Annotated in this window: 17 protein-coding genes; 10 read left to right on the forward strand and 7 right to left on the reverse strand. The window is 33.4% G+C overall.

Annotated elements, in window-relative coordinates; genetic code table 11:
* Positions 1 to 14: 14 nt before the first annotated feature.
* Positions 15 to 1712, reverse strand: coding sequence for a M23 family metallopeptidase (locus BLV91_RS11990; RefSeq protein ID WP_175514004.1), 1698 nt, complete (start codon positions 1710 to 1712; stop codon positions 15 to 17).
* A gap of 177 nt (positions 1713 to 1889) precedes the next feature.
* On the opposite strand from BLV91_RS11990, the gene BLV91_RS11995 reads away from it, so the two are divergent.
* From BLV91_RS11995 to rny, 3 genes are all read left to right on the forward strand, one after another.
* Complete coding sequence (locus tag BLV91_RS11995) at positions 1890 to 2180, forward strand: hypothetical protein (protein ID WP_091433616.1); 291 nt, start codon at positions 1890 to 1892, stop codon at positions 2178 to 2180.
* Between the two features lie 8 nt (positions 2181 to 2188).
* Positions 2189 to 2482: a cell division protein ZapA gene (locus tag BLV91_RS12000; RefSeq protein ID WP_091433617.1), complete on the forward strand. Its 294-nt coding sequence runs from the start codon at positions 2189 to 2191 to the stop codon at positions 2480 to 2482.
* A gap of 209 nt (positions 2483 to 2691) precedes the next feature.
* Positions 2692 to 4254 carry a ribonuclease Y gene (gene rny / locus BLV91_RS12005; protein WP_091433619.1) on the forward strand — a complete coding sequence of 521 codons (1563 nt, stop codon included), beginning with the start codon at positions 2692 to 2694 and terminating at the stop codon, positions 4252 to 4254.
* An 83-nt stretch (positions 4255 to 4337) separates the two neighbouring features.
* Here the strand turns inward: rny and xerD are convergent, their stop codons facing one another.
* Positions 4338 to 5258, reverse strand: a complete 921-nt coding sequence (gene xerD, locus BLV91_RS12010) for a site-specific tyrosine recombinase XerD (RefSeq protein WP_091433621.1) — start codon at positions 5256 to 5258, stop codon at positions 4338 to 4340.
* Between the two features lie 216 nt (positions 5259 to 5474).
* On the opposite strand from xerD, the gene BLV91_RS12015 reads away from it, so the two are divergent.
* Together BLV91_RS12015 and BLV91_RS12020 are read left to right on the forward strand one after the other, a co-directional pair.
* Entirely contained in the window at positions 5475 to 6038 is a 564-nt protein-coding gene (locus BLV91_RS12015; protein ID WP_091433622.1) for a porin family protein, read from the forward strand.
* A gap of 75 nt (positions 6039 to 6113) precedes the next feature.
* Positions 6114 to 6527: a type II 3-dehydroquinate dehydratase gene (locus tag BLV91_RS12020; RefSeq protein WP_091433624.1), complete on the forward strand. Its 414-nt coding sequence runs from the start codon at positions 6114 to 6116 to the stop codon at positions 6525 to 6527.
* 81 nt (positions 6528 to 6608) lie between these two features.
* Here the strand turns inward: BLV91_RS12020 and BLV91_RS12025 are convergent, their stop codons facing one another.
* From BLV91_RS12025 to BLV91_RS12040, 4 genes are all read right to left on the reverse strand, one after another.
* Complete coding sequence (locus BLV91_RS12025) at positions 6609 to 7484, reverse strand: cation diffusion facilitator family transporter (protein WP_091433625.1); 876 nt, start codon at positions 7482 to 7484, stop codon at positions 6609 to 6611.
* 93 nt (positions 7485 to 7577) lie between these two features.
* Positions 7578 to 8891 (reverse strand): UDP-N-acetylglucosamine 1-carboxyvinyltransferase, encoded by a 1314-nt coding sequence (gene murA / locus BLV91_RS12030; protein WP_091433627.1) that lies wholly within the window; start codon positions 8889 to 8891, stop codon positions 7578 to 7580.
* 95 nt (positions 8892 to 8986) lie between these two features.
* Positions 8987 to 9709, reverse strand: a complete 723-nt coding sequence (locus BLV91_RS12035) for a DUF4290 domain-containing protein (protein ID WP_091433628.1) — start codon at positions 9707 to 9709, stop codon at positions 8987 to 8989.
* Between the two features lie 93 nt (positions 9710 to 9802).
* Positions 9803 to 10087, reverse strand: coding sequence for a DUF493 family protein (locus BLV91_RS12040; RefSeq protein WP_091433630.1), 285 nt, complete (start codon positions 10085 to 10087; stop codon positions 9803 to 9805).
* 120 nt (positions 10088 to 10207) lie between these two features.
* Between BLV91_RS12040 and BLV91_RS12045 the strand changes: the two genes are divergently transcribed.
* The 5 genes from BLV91_RS12045 (at position 10208) to BLV91_RS12065 (ending at position 14821) form a co-directional block, all read left to right on the forward strand.
* Positions 10208 to 10777, forward strand: coding sequence for an AAA family ATPase (locus BLV91_RS12045; RefSeq protein WP_245709686.1), 570 nt, complete (start codon positions 10208 to 10210; stop codon positions 10775 to 10777).
* A 65-nt stretch (positions 10778 to 10842) separates the two neighbouring features.
* A complete protein-coding gene (locus tag BLV91_RS12050; RefSeq protein WP_091433632.1) occupies positions 10843 to 12738 on the forward strand; it encodes a RecQ family ATP-dependent DNA helicase in 1896 nt (631 codons plus the stop codon).
* Entirely contained in the window at positions 12738 to 13685 is a 948-nt protein-coding gene (fmt, locus tag BLV91_RS12055) for a methionyl-tRNA formyltransferase (protein ID WP_091433634.1), read from the forward strand. Before BLV91_RS12050 ends, fmt begins: the two co-directional genes overlap by 1 nt.
* A 179-nt stretch (positions 13686 to 13864) precedes the next feature.
* Entirely contained in the window at positions 13865 to 14137 is a 273-nt protein-coding gene (locus BLV91_RS12060; protein WP_007136308.1) for an HU family DNA-binding protein, read from the forward strand.
* Positions 14138 to 14260: 123 nt separating this feature from the next.
* The gene (locus BLV91_RS12065; RefSeq protein ID WP_091433740.1) at positions 14261 to 14821 is read left to right on the forward strand and encodes a YqgE/AlgH family protein; all 561 of its coding nucleotides are present in this window, start codon (positions 14261 to 14263) and stop codon (positions 14819 to 14821) included.
* Here the strand turns inward: BLV91_RS12065 and BLV91_RS12070 are convergent.
* Positions 14818 to 15657: an aminotransferase class IV gene (locus tag BLV91_RS12070; RefSeq protein ID WP_091433635.1), complete on the reverse strand. Its 840-nt coding sequence runs from the start codon at positions 15655 to 15657 to the stop codon at positions 14818 to 14820. The two genes, BLV91_RS12065 and BLV91_RS12070, sit on opposite strands and share 4 nt — an antisense overlap.
* Positions 15658 to 15669: the final 12 nt, after the last annotated feature.

A 15669-nucleotide genomic window follows, 5' to 3' on the forward strand; every position in this document is an offset into this window, starting at 1 on the left:
CTGTCTATATGTTATTATTTTTGACTTCTAAAAAAATGAGTCTCAAAGATAGTTGAATTTCCTACATTATCTGTTAGCACAACTTTTAAATCATTGGCTCCTTCAGCAACAATACCATCACTAAAATTATGGGTTAATTTTCTTGTTTTATTGTCATATTCGAATAAAATCCATTTTCCGTTTAAATAACCATTATAGGATTTTATTCCAGATCCACTGTCATATATAGAAAGCTGAATGGTTTTCTGAGAACTTATCCACTTTCCTTCAATGGAATTTGCAATTGAAATCGTTGGTGCCGTTGTATCCATTGCTAAAGTATATTTCCCTAACGATCTTACATTTGCAGAATACACATTTCCTTTTACTCTAGTAGAATTATATCCAGTTCTTCCTTTAGAATCAACATCAGCGATGAAAACTTTTTCTTTTTGGGCATCAGTGTATTTGTCACTCTCCATCGAAATTTCAAAACGAGAATGAACAGGAACGCTGTCGTCATGAAGATACAGCACATCGTTTCTAACATCAAAATTCATATCGAAATCTTCATAAAATGTTCCAGCAGGAAAGAATACAGAGACCTTATTTTTAGAAAAATTATTGTCTTTGTTTACTTTTAGAAAGTAATTTGATACTACAGCTTCTTTTTCAACAATAGCAGCCGAAGAATCAAAACCAATTGGAATTGAAATGGTATTTAGATTGCCAAAAAAATCAGATACTTCGATACGATACACAGAGCTAAGATTTGGAAGCACTGTTACAATTCCATTGCTATCATCTGTTTTTATTATACTTAATTTATATGGGTTAATCATGAACAACTTTTGCACCCTTTGATACGTTTTTCTATATCTTGAGTAATCTACCAATGCATTTATATAACGCATTTCATCAAAAGAGTAAGTATCAAATTGATATCCAAAATTAGGTTTACCGTTTAAAAAGCTTTGAATTTTATAAGCACCGTTTCTATTACCAGAAACATTGTCATAATCAACTGCAGTAACACCAAAACCAATTTTCCCATTGGCTAAAACCTTATTAGCCAAATATGTTCCATCTTTCTGCAAAGACAAACTTAGCAAAAGTGGACGTTTCGATTTATTTACTGACGTTTTATCATCTAAAGGGTAAACATATACGGCAGAAACAGTTGGTTTCTTAGTGTCCTTTATATACTTATCAAAACCAAACAACAAAGGATTAATAATCTTTTCTGTTTTACTGTCGCGAAATTCAAAATGCAAATGAGGTCCTTCAGAAGATCCTGTATTTCCAGTAAGAGCGATGGTTTGTCCTTTCGATACAGTCAATTCATTGGGTTTTAAAAACAACTCTATTTCAAAAGATTGTTCCTTATAATGTGCTTTCTGAATGTAATCATCAATGGCGTCAGTAGTTTTTTGAAGATGACAATAGACGGAAGTATATCCATTGGGATGTGTTATATAAATTGCCTTTCCATTTCCAAAAGTTGAAATCTTTATTCTGGACACATAACCATCGGCAACAGCATGTACGGCTAAACCTTCTCTTTGCAACGTCTTAAAATCAAAACCGGCATGAAAGTGATTTGGCCTTAATTCCCCAAAGTTCCCAGATAATTCCATTGGGATGTCTAAAGGCGGACTAAAATAGTCTTTTGGATAGGCTGTTTGGGCAAAGCCAGAAACTGAAAACAGTAGAAAAAAAACAAAATATCTCATCATATACATTTTTGCTAAGATAAAAAACTAATTCATTATGCTTTGTAAAAAAAGTAGATTTCGTAACCAATTACATTACAACAACTTACTTATTTTATGATAAAAAAACAAATAAAATATTGTAATAATAAAAAGTAATACTAAATTTGTAATATTAAGTAATGAATAGGCTATAAAATGAGTGTAATTGCAGAAATAATTGATACTCTTGAAAATAAGATTGAAAAACTGATTACAAAAATAAGAAGTTTAGACAAAACCAATCAAGATTTAAAGATTGAATTAACAAAGTCTGCACACATCATACAAACTCAGTCGAATGAGATTGAAGCGTTAAAATCGCAGTATGAAACACTTAAGATTGCCAACTCACTACTAGGCAGTGACGATAATAAAAGAGATACAAAGCTCAAAATAAATTCTTTAATTCGTGAAATTGATTACTGTATAGCACAGCTATCTGATTAGTAAAAAATATGGACGAAAAGCTTAAAATTAAAATATCAATTGCAGACAGAGTCTACCCGTTAACGGTTGATCTCTCGCAAGAAGAAGGGCTGCGAAGTGCTTCAAAAAAAATTGACGTAATGATGAAGCAATTTGAAGAAAATTACGCTGTTCGTGATAAACAAGATGTTTTAGCCATGTGCGCTTTACAATTTGCCTCACAATCAGAACAAAAACAAATTGACAATTCTATTAATGGTGAAGAGACTATTGAAAGAATTAAAAAAATCAATGCGCTTTTAGATCAATATCTCGACAATTAAACGTTCTTTACAGAAACTAAGATACTGCCTACATTAGTTCACATTTGGTAAACTCAACACTAACAATTTAGAATGAGCAAATCATCACTACTAAAGCATGCCACGCTTCGGCGAGGAAACTTGAACAGTGAGTTAGCTCAAAACTTGTCTTTTCGAGTTTATACAAACAACTTAATGTAGGCTTTTTTTATATATAAATTTTAACAAACATGGACATAGTAACGATCATCATTTCAGGGATTATAGGTATAGCGGCGGGTTTTGGAATCGCAAAAATAATTGAAAAAAGCAATATTTCTAATTTAATTAAAAGTGCAAAAAAAGAAGCTTCATCTATATTAAAAGACGCGAATCTTGAAGCTGAAAACATAAAAAAAGACAAAATTCTTCAAGCAAAAGAAAAATTTATTGAATTAAAATCAGAACACGAACAAGTAATTCTGGCAAGAGACAAGAAAGTTGCTGAAGTTGAAAAAAGAATAAGAGACAAGGAATCACAAGTTTCTAATGAATTATCTAAAGCGAAGAAAGTAAATGATGATTTTGAATCAAAAGCAGTTGAATACACCGCTAAAATCGAAATCCTTGACAAAAGACAATTAGAAGTTGACAAATTGCATAAAAGTCAATTACAACAACTTGAAGTAATATCTGGTTTATCAGCCGAAGAGGCAAAAAACCAACTAGTAGAAGGACTTAAAGCGGAGGCTAAAACCGAAGCAATGTCTCATATACAAGACACAATTGAAGAAGCTAAATTAACAGCGCAGCAAGAAGCTAAGAAAATAATCATTAACACGATTCAAAGAGTTGGAACAGAAGAAGCAGTTGAAAACTGTGTATCTGTTTTTAACATTGAATCAGATGACGTTAAAGGTAGAATCATCGGACGTGAAGGAAGAAACATTAGAGCACTAGAAGCTGCTACTGGAGTTGAAATCATTGTTGATGACACACCTGAAGCGATTATACTTTCTTGTTTCGATCCTGTTCGTAGAGAAATTGCCCGTTTAGCATTACATAAATTAGTAACTGACGGACGTATTCACCCTGCACGTATTGAAGAAGTGGTTGCTAAAACTGCAAAACAAATTGATGACGAAATTATAGAAGTTGGAAAACGTACCGTTATAGATTTAGGAATTCATGGATTACATCCAGAATTAATAAAAGTAGTAGGACGTATGAAATACCGTTCTTCTTATGGACAAAATTTACTACAACACTCTCGCGAAGTATCTAAACTTTGTGGAATCATGGCAGCTGAATTAGGTCTGAATGTCAAATTAGCTAAAAGGGCAGGTTTATTACACGATATTGGAAAAGTACCTGATGCAGAAAGTGATTTACCTCACGCATTATTAGGAATGCAATGGGCTGAAAAATATGGTGAAAAAGAAGAGGTTTGCAACGCTATTGGAGCTCACCACGACGAAATAGAAATGAAATCTTTATTATCTCCAATTGTACAGGTTTGTGATGCTATTTCAGGTGCAAGACCAGGTGCAAGAAGACAAGTATTAGACTCTTATATTCAACGTTTAAAAGATCTTGAAGAAGTAGCTTACGGATTTAATGGTGTGAAAAACGCTTACGCAATCCAAGCAGGTAGAGAACTTCGTGTTATTGTAGAAAGCGAAAAAGTTTCTGATGATAATGCTGCAACTTTATCTTTCGAAATTTCACAAAAAATTCAAACAGAAATGACTTATCCTGGTCAGGTTAAAGTAACTGTAATTAGAGAAACTAGAGCGGTAAATATCGCTAAGTAATTCTCATACCAACTATATAAAAGCCTTGTCAATTGCAAAATTGACAAGGCTTTTTTTTGATCTGTATTTTTGGGCAAGAAAAACTAAAGTCTAAAACTCCTTATTAAGAGCTTTCTAGGATGAAAATTATTAATCACTTCAGCTAGAAACTTTCGATCAAGATGCAAGTAAATTTCAGTAGTCGTGATAGATTCATGCCCAAGCATTAATTGAATGGAACGCAAATCAGCACCGTTCTCCAGAAGATGTGTGGCAAAGGAATGACGAAAGGTGTGTGGACTTATCTTCTTATTTAATTCTGTCTTGACAGCCAAATCTTTTATGATTGTAAAAATCATAGCTCTTGTGAGTTGTCCTCCTCTCCTATTCAGAAATAAAGTATCCCCAAACTCCTTTTTTATATTCAGATGCACTCTCATACTATCTTTATAAATATGAATGTATTTTTGGGCTGCTTTACCAATAGGCACAAACCGCTCTTTATTACCTTTACCAGTGATTTTGATAAAACCTTCATCAAAAAATAAATCGGAGATTTTCAATGAAACTAATTCTGTTACGCGGAGCCCACATCCATACAGTGTTTCAAGCATGGCGCGATTACGCTCCCCTTCATTTGAAGTCAAATCTATGGCCGAAATAAGATTGTCAATTTCATCAACTGACAATACATCAGGCAACTTCCTTCCAGTTTTAGGCGACTCTATAAGTTCCAATGGATTATCTACACGATAATCTTCAAATATTAAATACCCAAAGAAACTTTTAAGCCCTGATATTATTCTAGCCTGCGAGCGTGCATTAACCTGAGTAGATACTGAGTATATAAATTGTTGAATGGTCTCTTCGGTAATTTTAATTGGTGAAACTTCAATTCCGTTTGTAGTCAAGAAAAGACACAACCGCTCAATATCAAAAGAATAATTTTCGACAGTATTCTTAGACAGACCGCGTTCGATTTTCAAATAGGACTGATAGCTCTTGATATAGGAATTCCAATTCATAAGTACAAAGTAACGCTATTTTACAATAGAAAAAAACCTTCCGTAATCATGAAATACAATACCAAATCTGAATCCCTTCCAATTAAAACTAACGAGCTGTCCAATAAAATTATGTGATAATTATTATACAAATTTCAATAATGTTACAATAACTATCAATTAAAAGAGTTCTAAATTGCCTAATATAAATCGACATTAATATTAAAATAATAAATCATGAAAAAAACAATTTTGATTGGGCTATTTTTCTTTGCCTTATCCACAAACGTACAAGCGCAATTAGTTAAATTTGGTGTTAAAGCCGGAGTAAATTACGCAAATCAAAACGGTAGTAACATAACTGTAAACAGCACAAATTATGATACTGAAGCGATAACTAGTTATCATGCTGGACTAATTGCTGAAGTTAAACTAACAGATGGTTTTTCTATCCAACCCGAATTATTGTATTCAACGCAAGGAGCAACATACAAAAATGCTTTTGAAGAATTCAAAAATGAAGTAGGCTATTTATCTATTCCGGTTTTAGCAAAAATTCATTTAAACAAAACATTCAGTCTTGATCTGGGACCACAAGCTTCTTTTTTATTAAGCGAAAGAAACAATTTTGACGTTAATAATGCAGAGACCTTTGAATTCGCAGCAGTTGGAGGTTTAGGAATTAATATCACCAAAAACTTTTTCCTACAAGGCCGTTATGTTTTAGGTCTTTCAGAAGCTTCAAAAGAAGCTGAAGTTAAGAACTCAGCTCTTCAAGTATCTGCTGGATTTACTTTTTAAAATCACATAAAACTAATTTTATCAAAACCGTTCTTTAATTGGAACGGTTTTTTTATTTTTACAAAAACATGAATTATGAAAATCGCTATTATTAATGGTCCAAACTTGAATCTCTTGGGCAAGCGCGAACCAGAAGTATACGGAAACCAAACTTTTGAAGGCTACCTTACTGGCTTAAAACTTAAATTTACGGAAATAGAGTTCATTTACTTTCAAAGTAATATTGAAGGAGAGCTAATTGATAAAATCCAGGAATTTGGTTTTTCATATGACGGGATAATCCTAAATGCAGGAGCTTACACCCATACCTCGATAGGAATAGGTGACGCAGTAAAAGCAATAACTAGCCCGGTGGTAGAGGTACACATTTCCAATACCTTTTCGCGAGAAAGCTTTAGACATCAATCCTATATTTCAGGTAATGCTAAAGGTGTTATTCTTGGTTTTGGACTCAAAAGTTATGAATTAGCTATTCTGTCATTTTTATAATAACCACTTCTAATATATCAATAAAAAAGCGACTGCGATTTTAAAATCACAGTCGCTTTTTTATATAAATAATTGCCTAAATTAACTATAACTATCTGGTTCAACATGAATCAAAACATGTCCAAGCTCTGGGATTTCTTTGCGCAATGTATCTTTTAATTTATGGGCTAAATCGTGCCCTTCCTTAACAGATATATTAGCATCAACAATGGCATGAAGATCCACATGGTATTTCATTCCTGCCTTACGGATAAAACACTTTTCGGTATCTTTAATCCCTTCAACTTGGTAGGAAACTTTTCGTATTTCTTCTATTAAATCATCGTTTAAATGCTCGTCCATGATTTCGCCTAGAGCGGGCCTAAAAATCAAATAACTATTATAAAGAATAAATCCCGAAGCAAAAAGTGCAGCCCAGTCGTCAGCTGATTCGTAACCATTCCCCAAAATCAGAGCAATTGATATACCAATGAATGCGGCAACAGAAGTAATTGCATCAGATCGATGGTGCCAGGCATCTGCCTTTAATGAAGAACTATTAGTTTCCACACTTCTTTTCATCACCAAGCGAAAAGAATATTCCTTCCAAATAATTATTGCGCCAAGAACAAAAAGAGTCCAAGACTTAGGCAAGTCGTGAGGCGTTTGTATATTAATGATGCTTTCATAAGCAATTATTGTAGCAGACGTAATTAAAAAACCGACCACCAGAAATGTAATTAATGGTTCAGCGCGACCGTGTCCATAAGGATGGTTTTTATCTGCAGGTTTATTTGAATATTTAATTCCAAATAAGACTAAAAACGAAGCAAATATATCCGTCGTTGACTCGATTGCATCAGCAATCAAGGCGTAAGAATTACCAAAAAAACCAGCAAAACCTTTAATAATCGCTAAACAAGCATTTCCTACAATACTAAAATAAGTTGCTTTTATTGCTTTCTCTTCGTGTGACATATTGTGTTAAAATTAAAAAAAATCGTTTAAATAAATCTCTTTATGAATGCTAAAAGATTTATTTAAACGATTTATAAGTATGACCTATTTGCTTTATTCTACACGAACAATATTCGCTCCAATTGCTCTTAGTCGTTCATCAATTCTTTCATAACCACGATCTATTTGTTCTATGTTTTGAATAGTACTAGTCCCTTTTGCAGAAAGCGCAGCAATCAATAAAGATATACCTGCACGAATATCTGGAGAAGACATCGTCGTAGCTTTTAATTGCGATTGAAAATCATGTCCCATAACCACCGCTCTATGCGGATCGCACAACATTATTTTTGCACCCATATCTATCAATTTATCCACGAAGAATAACCGGCTTTCAAACATTTTTTGGTGTATTAACACATCCCCTTTAGCTTGAGTTGCTACCACCAAAACGATACTCAACAAATCAGGTGTAAAACCTGGCCAAGGAGCATCTGCTACGGTAAGAATCGATCCGTCAATATCAGTTTTAATTTCATATCCATCTACGTGAGAAGGAATATATATATCATCACCTTTGCGTTCTAATGTGATCCCTAATTTTCTAAAAGTACTAGGAATAACCCCTAAGTTGTCCCAGCTTACATCTTTTATTGTAATCTCACTTTTTGTCATAGCAGCCAATCCTATCCAGCTACCAATTTCAATCATATCAGGCAGAATTCTGTGTTCACAACCACCTAAACTCTCTACTCCTTCAATAGTTAACAGGTTTGATCCTACACCTGTTATCTTTGCTCCCATTGAGTTTAACATTTTACAAAGTTGCTGTAAATAAGGTTCACAAGCAGCATTATAAACTGTTGTTTTTCCTTTTGCCAAAACAGCAGCCATAACAATATTAGCAGTTCCAGTTACTGAAGCCTCATCTAATAGCATATCAGCTCCTTTCAAACCTTTTGGCGCTTCTACTCCATAAAAATGGTCTTCTCTATTGTAACGGAATTTCGCCCCTAAATTTATAAAACCTTCAAAATGGGTATCTAATCTTCTTCTTCCTATTTTATCTCCCCCTGGCTTTGGAATATATCCTTTTCCGAAACGAGCTAAAAGTGGACCAACAATCATAATCGAACCACGTAATGAACCGCCTTCTTTTTTGAATGCTTCGGTTTCTAAATAACCTACATTTACATCATCTGCTTGAAAGCTGTATGAACCTGGTGCATTTTTTTGAATTTTTACACCCAAATTTTCTAATAATGTAAGCAATTTATTGATATCAATAATATCAGGAATATTGTTGATTGTAACTTTTTCAGGAGTTAAAAGTACTGCACATAAAATTTGCAATGCTTCATTTTTCGCTCCTTGTGGAGTGATTTCTCCTTTTAGACGAATGCCTCCTTCTATTTTGAAAATTCCCATATGATTTTATTATAATTTAAAGATTATTAATACTGAACTCTCTTAACTTTTAAAAGCTGATTTGCTTTCCCAGAGAACATCAGAACACAATATATCTATTTCTGATTATTATTATTTTTTTGAAAAGGTTTTGATTTACCTGTCTTAAGATTTTTGTTGCTTTGGATCTTTGGTTGTCCAGCTGGCGCAATTTTATTCGATATACGTTTATTGGTACGTAACAAATCTGTGGTATTCAAAAGTGTTTCTGTACTTTCAAGCATATTTAACTTACCATCAGACAATTCGTATAAATGTTCGTAAATAACATCATCTTTCACTGTGTCCTTATTCCAGCTCAGGTAGGACTTTTTCATGTGATTTGCTATTACTTTAACCAAAGCATTTTTCATATCTCCGTCTTCCCATTTATTGGCAACATCAATCATGTACTTTATGTTATTCCCATAATACCTGTATTTAGGAAAATTTTGCGGGTATTTTAATACATCTGGTTTCAGTTGTAAGACTTCACGAGATGGTATTGGGTATGGTGATTCAACATCCAATCTAAAATCAGACATAATAAAGAGCTGATCCCATAATTTGTGCTGAAAATCAAGAACATCACGTAAGTGAGGATTCAAACTTCCCATTACTTGAATGATGTACTTTGCTGCTTTATTCCGCTCTTCGACATCTTCAATGGCAACTGCTTGCTCAATAAGCTTCTGCAAATGACGACCATACTCCGGAATAATCAAATGCGATCTTTCAGCATTGTATTCCAAATGATGAACGACATCGTTCGCGTTTTCTTTTTTATATTTTGAATTCATAGTGGAATTTAATTTTTTATTCTAATAGTATAAGCATGATGATGCAGAAACAAAACTGAAATTTGCTTTATCCTCAAGTATCTTACCCCATATTTATAGTGAAATAATACCCTTTATAGTAGAGACTTCTAGGTATTTATCAATTACTTCTTGAGAGTCCTTAACTTGAACATCGATTGATACGCTGGTAAATTTTCCAGTTTTGGATTTTGTTGTTTTGATAACAGCACCCATACAATCAAAAGCCATTTCAACGCGCTTTATATTATCACTTTCAGTTGGCACAATAAATTTAAACAAGTATAAAGCGGGCCAGGTATTACTCATATCCAACTCCACTTTTAATCTCTCATAAAATTCTTCAGTATTCTTATCCATTTTATCTTTAAAAATAATAGCAAATATACGGTTTCAAATGCAAAATATGAATTATGGAATATTAATTTTTATCGAAATGGATTATTTTAATGACAATCATTTTTTCAAATTCCAATTAGTTTGAGTAAGTTTGCGCCTTATTTCAAAAAAGTGCAAAAAGAAATCATAATAATTATCGGAGGACCGGGAACAGGTAAAAGTACCATAATAGACGGATTGATAGCAAAAGGTTTTTGTTGCTATCCTGAAATTTCTAGAGAGGTAACTTTAGAGGCAAAGAAACAAGGAATTGAGCAATTATTTCTTGAAAAACCTTTACTATTTAGTGAACTACTATTGGAAGGAAGAAAAAAACAGTTCGAAAATGCTCAAAACGAGCCACATGAAGTTGTTTTTATTGACCGAGGAATCCCTGATGTCTTGGCTTATATGCATTACATTGGCGACAGCTACCCTGCTTCTTTTGATACTATTTGTCGAGAACACGTTTATTCTAAAATATTCATTCTTCCACCATGGGAAGAAATTTATATAAGCGATGAAGCCCGTTATGAAAATTACGAACAGGCCAAATTGATTCAAAATCACCTTGTTGAAACCTACGAAGGTTATGGCTATAATCTTATAGAAGTCCCAAAAGACACCGTTGATAACCGAATTCTTTTTATATTAGACGAAATTTCTAAGTAATTCGGATTTTGTATTTAGAATTACGGAGCAGGAATTGATAATTCGAAATTTGCAATTCAAAATCAATGTCTGAAGCATTACAAATTCTACAAAAATACTGGAAACACGACTCTTTTAGATCGCTGCAAAATGAAATCATCGATTCCGTTTTAAGTGGTCAGGATACTTTTGCTTTAATGCCAACTGGCGGTGGGAAGTCAGTCTGCTTCCAGATTCCAGCAATGATGAATGAAGGAATTTGCTTGGTCATATCTCCATTAGTGGCGTTAATGAAAGACCAGGTTGCTAATTTACAAAAGCGAAACATAAAAGCAATCGCATTGACTGGCGGAATACGATCTGACGAGATGATTGACTTGTTAGACAACTGTCAATTTGGGAATTACAAATTTCTTTATCTGTCTCCGGAACGCCTGCAATCAGATTGGATTTTGGAGAGGATAAAAAACTTGCCCATCAACTTAATAACTATTGATGAAGCACATTGTGTTTCCCAATGGGGACATGATTTCCGACCAGCCTATTTAAAGATTTCTAATTTAAAAACGTATTTCCCAAAAGTCCCTTTTTTAGCTTTAACAGCAACTGCAACACCAAAAGTCAAAATAGACATCATCAATGAATTAGGATTACATGAGCCTCAAATTTTCGAAAAATCATTTGCTAGAAAAAACATCGCATATATGGTTTTTGAGGTCGAAGACAAACTCTTTCGAATAGAACAAATCTTAAGAAAAAACCTGCAATCCTCTATCATATATGTACGAAACCGCAAATCATGTTTAGAAACCTCTTCTCAATTAAACTCATTAGGATTTAAATCTACTTATTACCACGGTGGGCTGAGTTCGAAAGAAAAAGATAAGAATATGCAATCGTGGATGCAGGATCAAGTGCAGGTTATTGTTGCCACAAATGCTTTTGGAATGGGAATAGACAAAGCAGATGTTAAGACTGTAATACACATTCAGTTACCTGAAAACTTAGAAAACTATTACCAGGAAGCAGGACGTTCCGGACGAAATGGCGAAAAAGCTTTTGCCGTTTTACTAACTAGTCCTTCAGACATTCGCCAAGTAGAAAGTCAGTTTATCAACATCCTTCCCGACAAAAAATTCCTAAATGAAATATTTGTCAAATTATGTAATTTTTTCCAAATTGCCTATGGAGAAGGTATTGACGAAAAATTTTCTTTCAATTTAAACCAGTTCTGTTTGAAATATAAATTTCCAGTTCTACGTACATATAATGCGATGCAGTTTCTAGACAGACAAGGAGTCATTACATTATCACAAGAATTTTCTGAAAAAATAAGCTTGCAATTCATTATTCCTTCAAAAGAAGTGATGCGCTATATGAGTTTGAATCCAAATGACGAAGAAATTGTTTTAGCAATACTCAGAACATATCCTGGAATTTATGATATGGAAACCGCTTTTAACCAACCATTTATAGCAAAAAAATCAAATCATACTGAAAATCAAGTACAAGCAGTTTTACAAAAGCTAAAAGAAAAAGATATTATAGAATACCATGCTAAAAATAATGACGCTTCGCTAATTTTTAATGAAATACGAGAGGACGAAAGAACTATCAGCAGGGTTTCAAAATATTTAGAAAATCAAAATCAACTAAAAAAAGAAAAGCTTAAATCAGTTTTACATTACATCGGCGAGCAAAACGTTTGTAAGAGCAAATTGATCTTAAATTATTTTGGCGAAAAAACAAATGATGACTGTGGCATTTGTTCCTATTGCATTGCCAAAAAAAGTGCAAAAACAGATATAGATAAACTTTCGAAAAAAATTATTGCCCTACTAAAAACAGAGGAATTAAATTCAAGAGAGATTGAAAATAGGACAAAGAATACCTCTAATGAAGTTATCTTTGCCATACAACAGCTACTAGAAACCGAAAGTATAATAGTAAACTCAAACAATAAATATACCTTAAAACGATAATGGAAAAATTACGAATTGTATTTATGGGCACACCCGAATTTGCGGTTGGGATTCTGGATACCATAATTAAAAACGACTATAATGTTGTTGGTGTTATTACAGCTGCTGACAAACCAGCTGGACGAGGACAAAAATTAAAGTATTCCGCCGTTAAGGAATATGCGCTGGCAAATAACCTAAACCTTTTACAACCTACTAACCTTAAAGAAGAGTCCTTCCTTGAGGAATTAAAATTGCTAAATGCAAATTTGCAAATAGTGGTCGCTTTTAGAATGTTACCAAAAGTGGTTTGGGATATGCCAAAACTAGGAACCTTTAACCTCCACGCTTCACTCCTGCCTAATTACCGAGGCGCAGCGCCTATAAACTGGGCAATTATTAATGGCGAAACAAAAACAGGTGTCACCACTTTTTTTATTGACGACAAGATTGACACAGGCGCCATAATTCTGAGTTCTGAAACTGAAATCGATCCAAATGAAAATGCAGGTCATCTTCACGACAGACTTATGGATTTAGGCAGCGAAGCTGTTGTTAAAACGCTAGAATTAATTGAACAAGGAAATGCAAGCACGACTATTCAAACAGAATCACCTGAAATAAAAACGGCATACAAGCTAAACAAAGAAAACTGTAAAATTGATTGGACTAAATCAGCTTCAGAAATAAACAATTTAATACGAGGATTGAGTCCTTATCCAGCTGCCTGGTGTTACTTTACAGACAAAAATGAAGAATGGAGCGTGAAAATTTATGAAGCAAATCTGATTACGGAAGAACATAGCTTAGCAACTGGTACCATCATATGTACCAAAAAGGAAATGAAAATTGCGGTAGAAAATGGCTACATACAAATCTTAAGTTTGCAATTTCCAGGTAAAAAGAAGATGAGTACATCTGATTTCTTGAATGGAATCACTTTTTCAGAGCTTGCAAAAGTGCACTAAGACTACTAATAACGGGACTTTTCTACAAATCATCAGGAAAAACCCCTGTTTTATGAACAAAAAAAATAAGTTATCAACAAAACGGAGTAAAATAAAAGAAAACACTTGCGAGGTAGGGATTTCCTGCTAAATTTGTGTATTAACAATTATTTTTTAACCAACAATTAATAACTATTATTATGAACAAATCAGAATTAATCGATGCTATCGCTGCTGATGCAGGAATTACAAAAGCAGCTGCAAAGTTAGCTTTAGAGTCATTTTTAGGAAATGTAAGTGGAACTTTGAAAAAAGGTGGTAGAGTATCTCTAGTAGGTTTTGGATCATGGTCAGTTTCAGCTAGAGCTGCCAGAGACGGTAGAAATCCTCAAACAGGAAAAACGATTCAAATCGCGGCTAAAAATGTTGTAAAATTCAAAGCTGGTGCTGAATTAGAAGGTGCAGTAAACTAATTGTAAGTTTTAAAACCTAATATAATAAAAACCTTCCTGATGGAAGGTTTTTTTATACATTTAAACGATTTAATTTGGTTATATTTTAATTTTATCCTTAAATTTAATAGAAAAAGCACCATTATGATTTCAGAAAAATTAATAAAAGGACAACTACTTATAGCAGAGCCTTCTATAATAGGGGATCTATCATTTAACAGATCTGTGATTTTATTAGCGGACCATGATAAGGAAGGATCAGTGGGTTTTATCATAAATAAACCATTGAAATATACTATTCATGATTTGTTACCAGAGATCAATGCAAAGTTCAAAATTTATAATGGAGGACCTGTCGAACAAGACAATCTCTATTTTATCCACAATATTCCTGACCTAATTCCAAACAGCATTGAAATTTCAAATGGCATATATTGGGGTGGTGATTTTGAAAGCACGAAAGAGCTTATCAACAACGGTAAAATAAATAAGGAGAATATCCGTTTTTTTCTGGGCTATACTGGCTGGGACGAACAGCAATTAGAGTCTGAAATGAATGAGAATTCATGGATTATTGCTCCTAACAGCTATAAAAATAAAATTATAGGTAAGTCAAGCACTCATTTTTGGAAAGAACAAATCATTGAATTGGGTGGTGACTACCTTATTTGGTCAAATGCACCAGAAAACCCCTATTTAAATTAAATAACTCTTACAATTTCATTTAATTTTTCCAATAAAACCTTTGACATAACTACATCAAAGCTCTTTTTCCTATACTTTGTGATGGGCTGAATTCCTTTTATCACATTTGTTACAAACAACTCATCGGCTTTCTGTAGGTCAAAAGGAGATATTACCTCTTCTACAACCTCTAGAGATGTTATTTTTTTGGCTATTTCCAGAATTTGCTTCCTCATAACCCCATTTAAACAACCTTCTGAAACTGGAGGCGTAATCAGCTTATTACCCATCAACATGAAAATATTCCCTTGAATTGCTTCAACGACATTCTTACTGTCATTAAGCAACAAACAATTGTCAAATCCATTTTCGTTCGCAAAAATGCTAGCTGTGATATTCAATATTCTATTTGTAGTTTTTATTGATGACAACAACTGCTTAGTAACATAAAAGTCCTTAAACAAGTCCACTTCATATTCCTTCTCTGCTATTGAATACAAGGTGTTATCAATACCCACAACATGGATCAAAAAGGATATTTCATTGGTTTGAGGTAAATAGTACCCACCATCATTTCTAAAAACTGTAATTCTAGCGCGAGAAGATTCTGCAAAGGCATTATCATTTACCAAAGAAAGCAATTGCTCTTCAAAATATTCCATTGTAAAGTTCATTGGAATTTCCATTCTCACAACACGCATAGATGACATAAGTCTGAAATAATGATCTTCTAAAAACAGGATTTTAGAATTTACAATTTTAACCGTTTCAAAAACGGCATCGCCATATAAAAAAGCACGGTTCTGCGTTAATACATTTGTATCCTGAGGTACTATAGTCCCATTAAAATTAATCATAAAAAAGCCCTA

This window comes from Flavobacterium degerlachei (genome assembly GCF_900106645.1).
In the GTDB taxonomy this organism is placed as follows: Bacteria; Bacteroidota; Bacteroidia; order Flavobacteriales; family Flavobacteriaceae; genus Flavobacterium; species Flavobacterium degerlachei.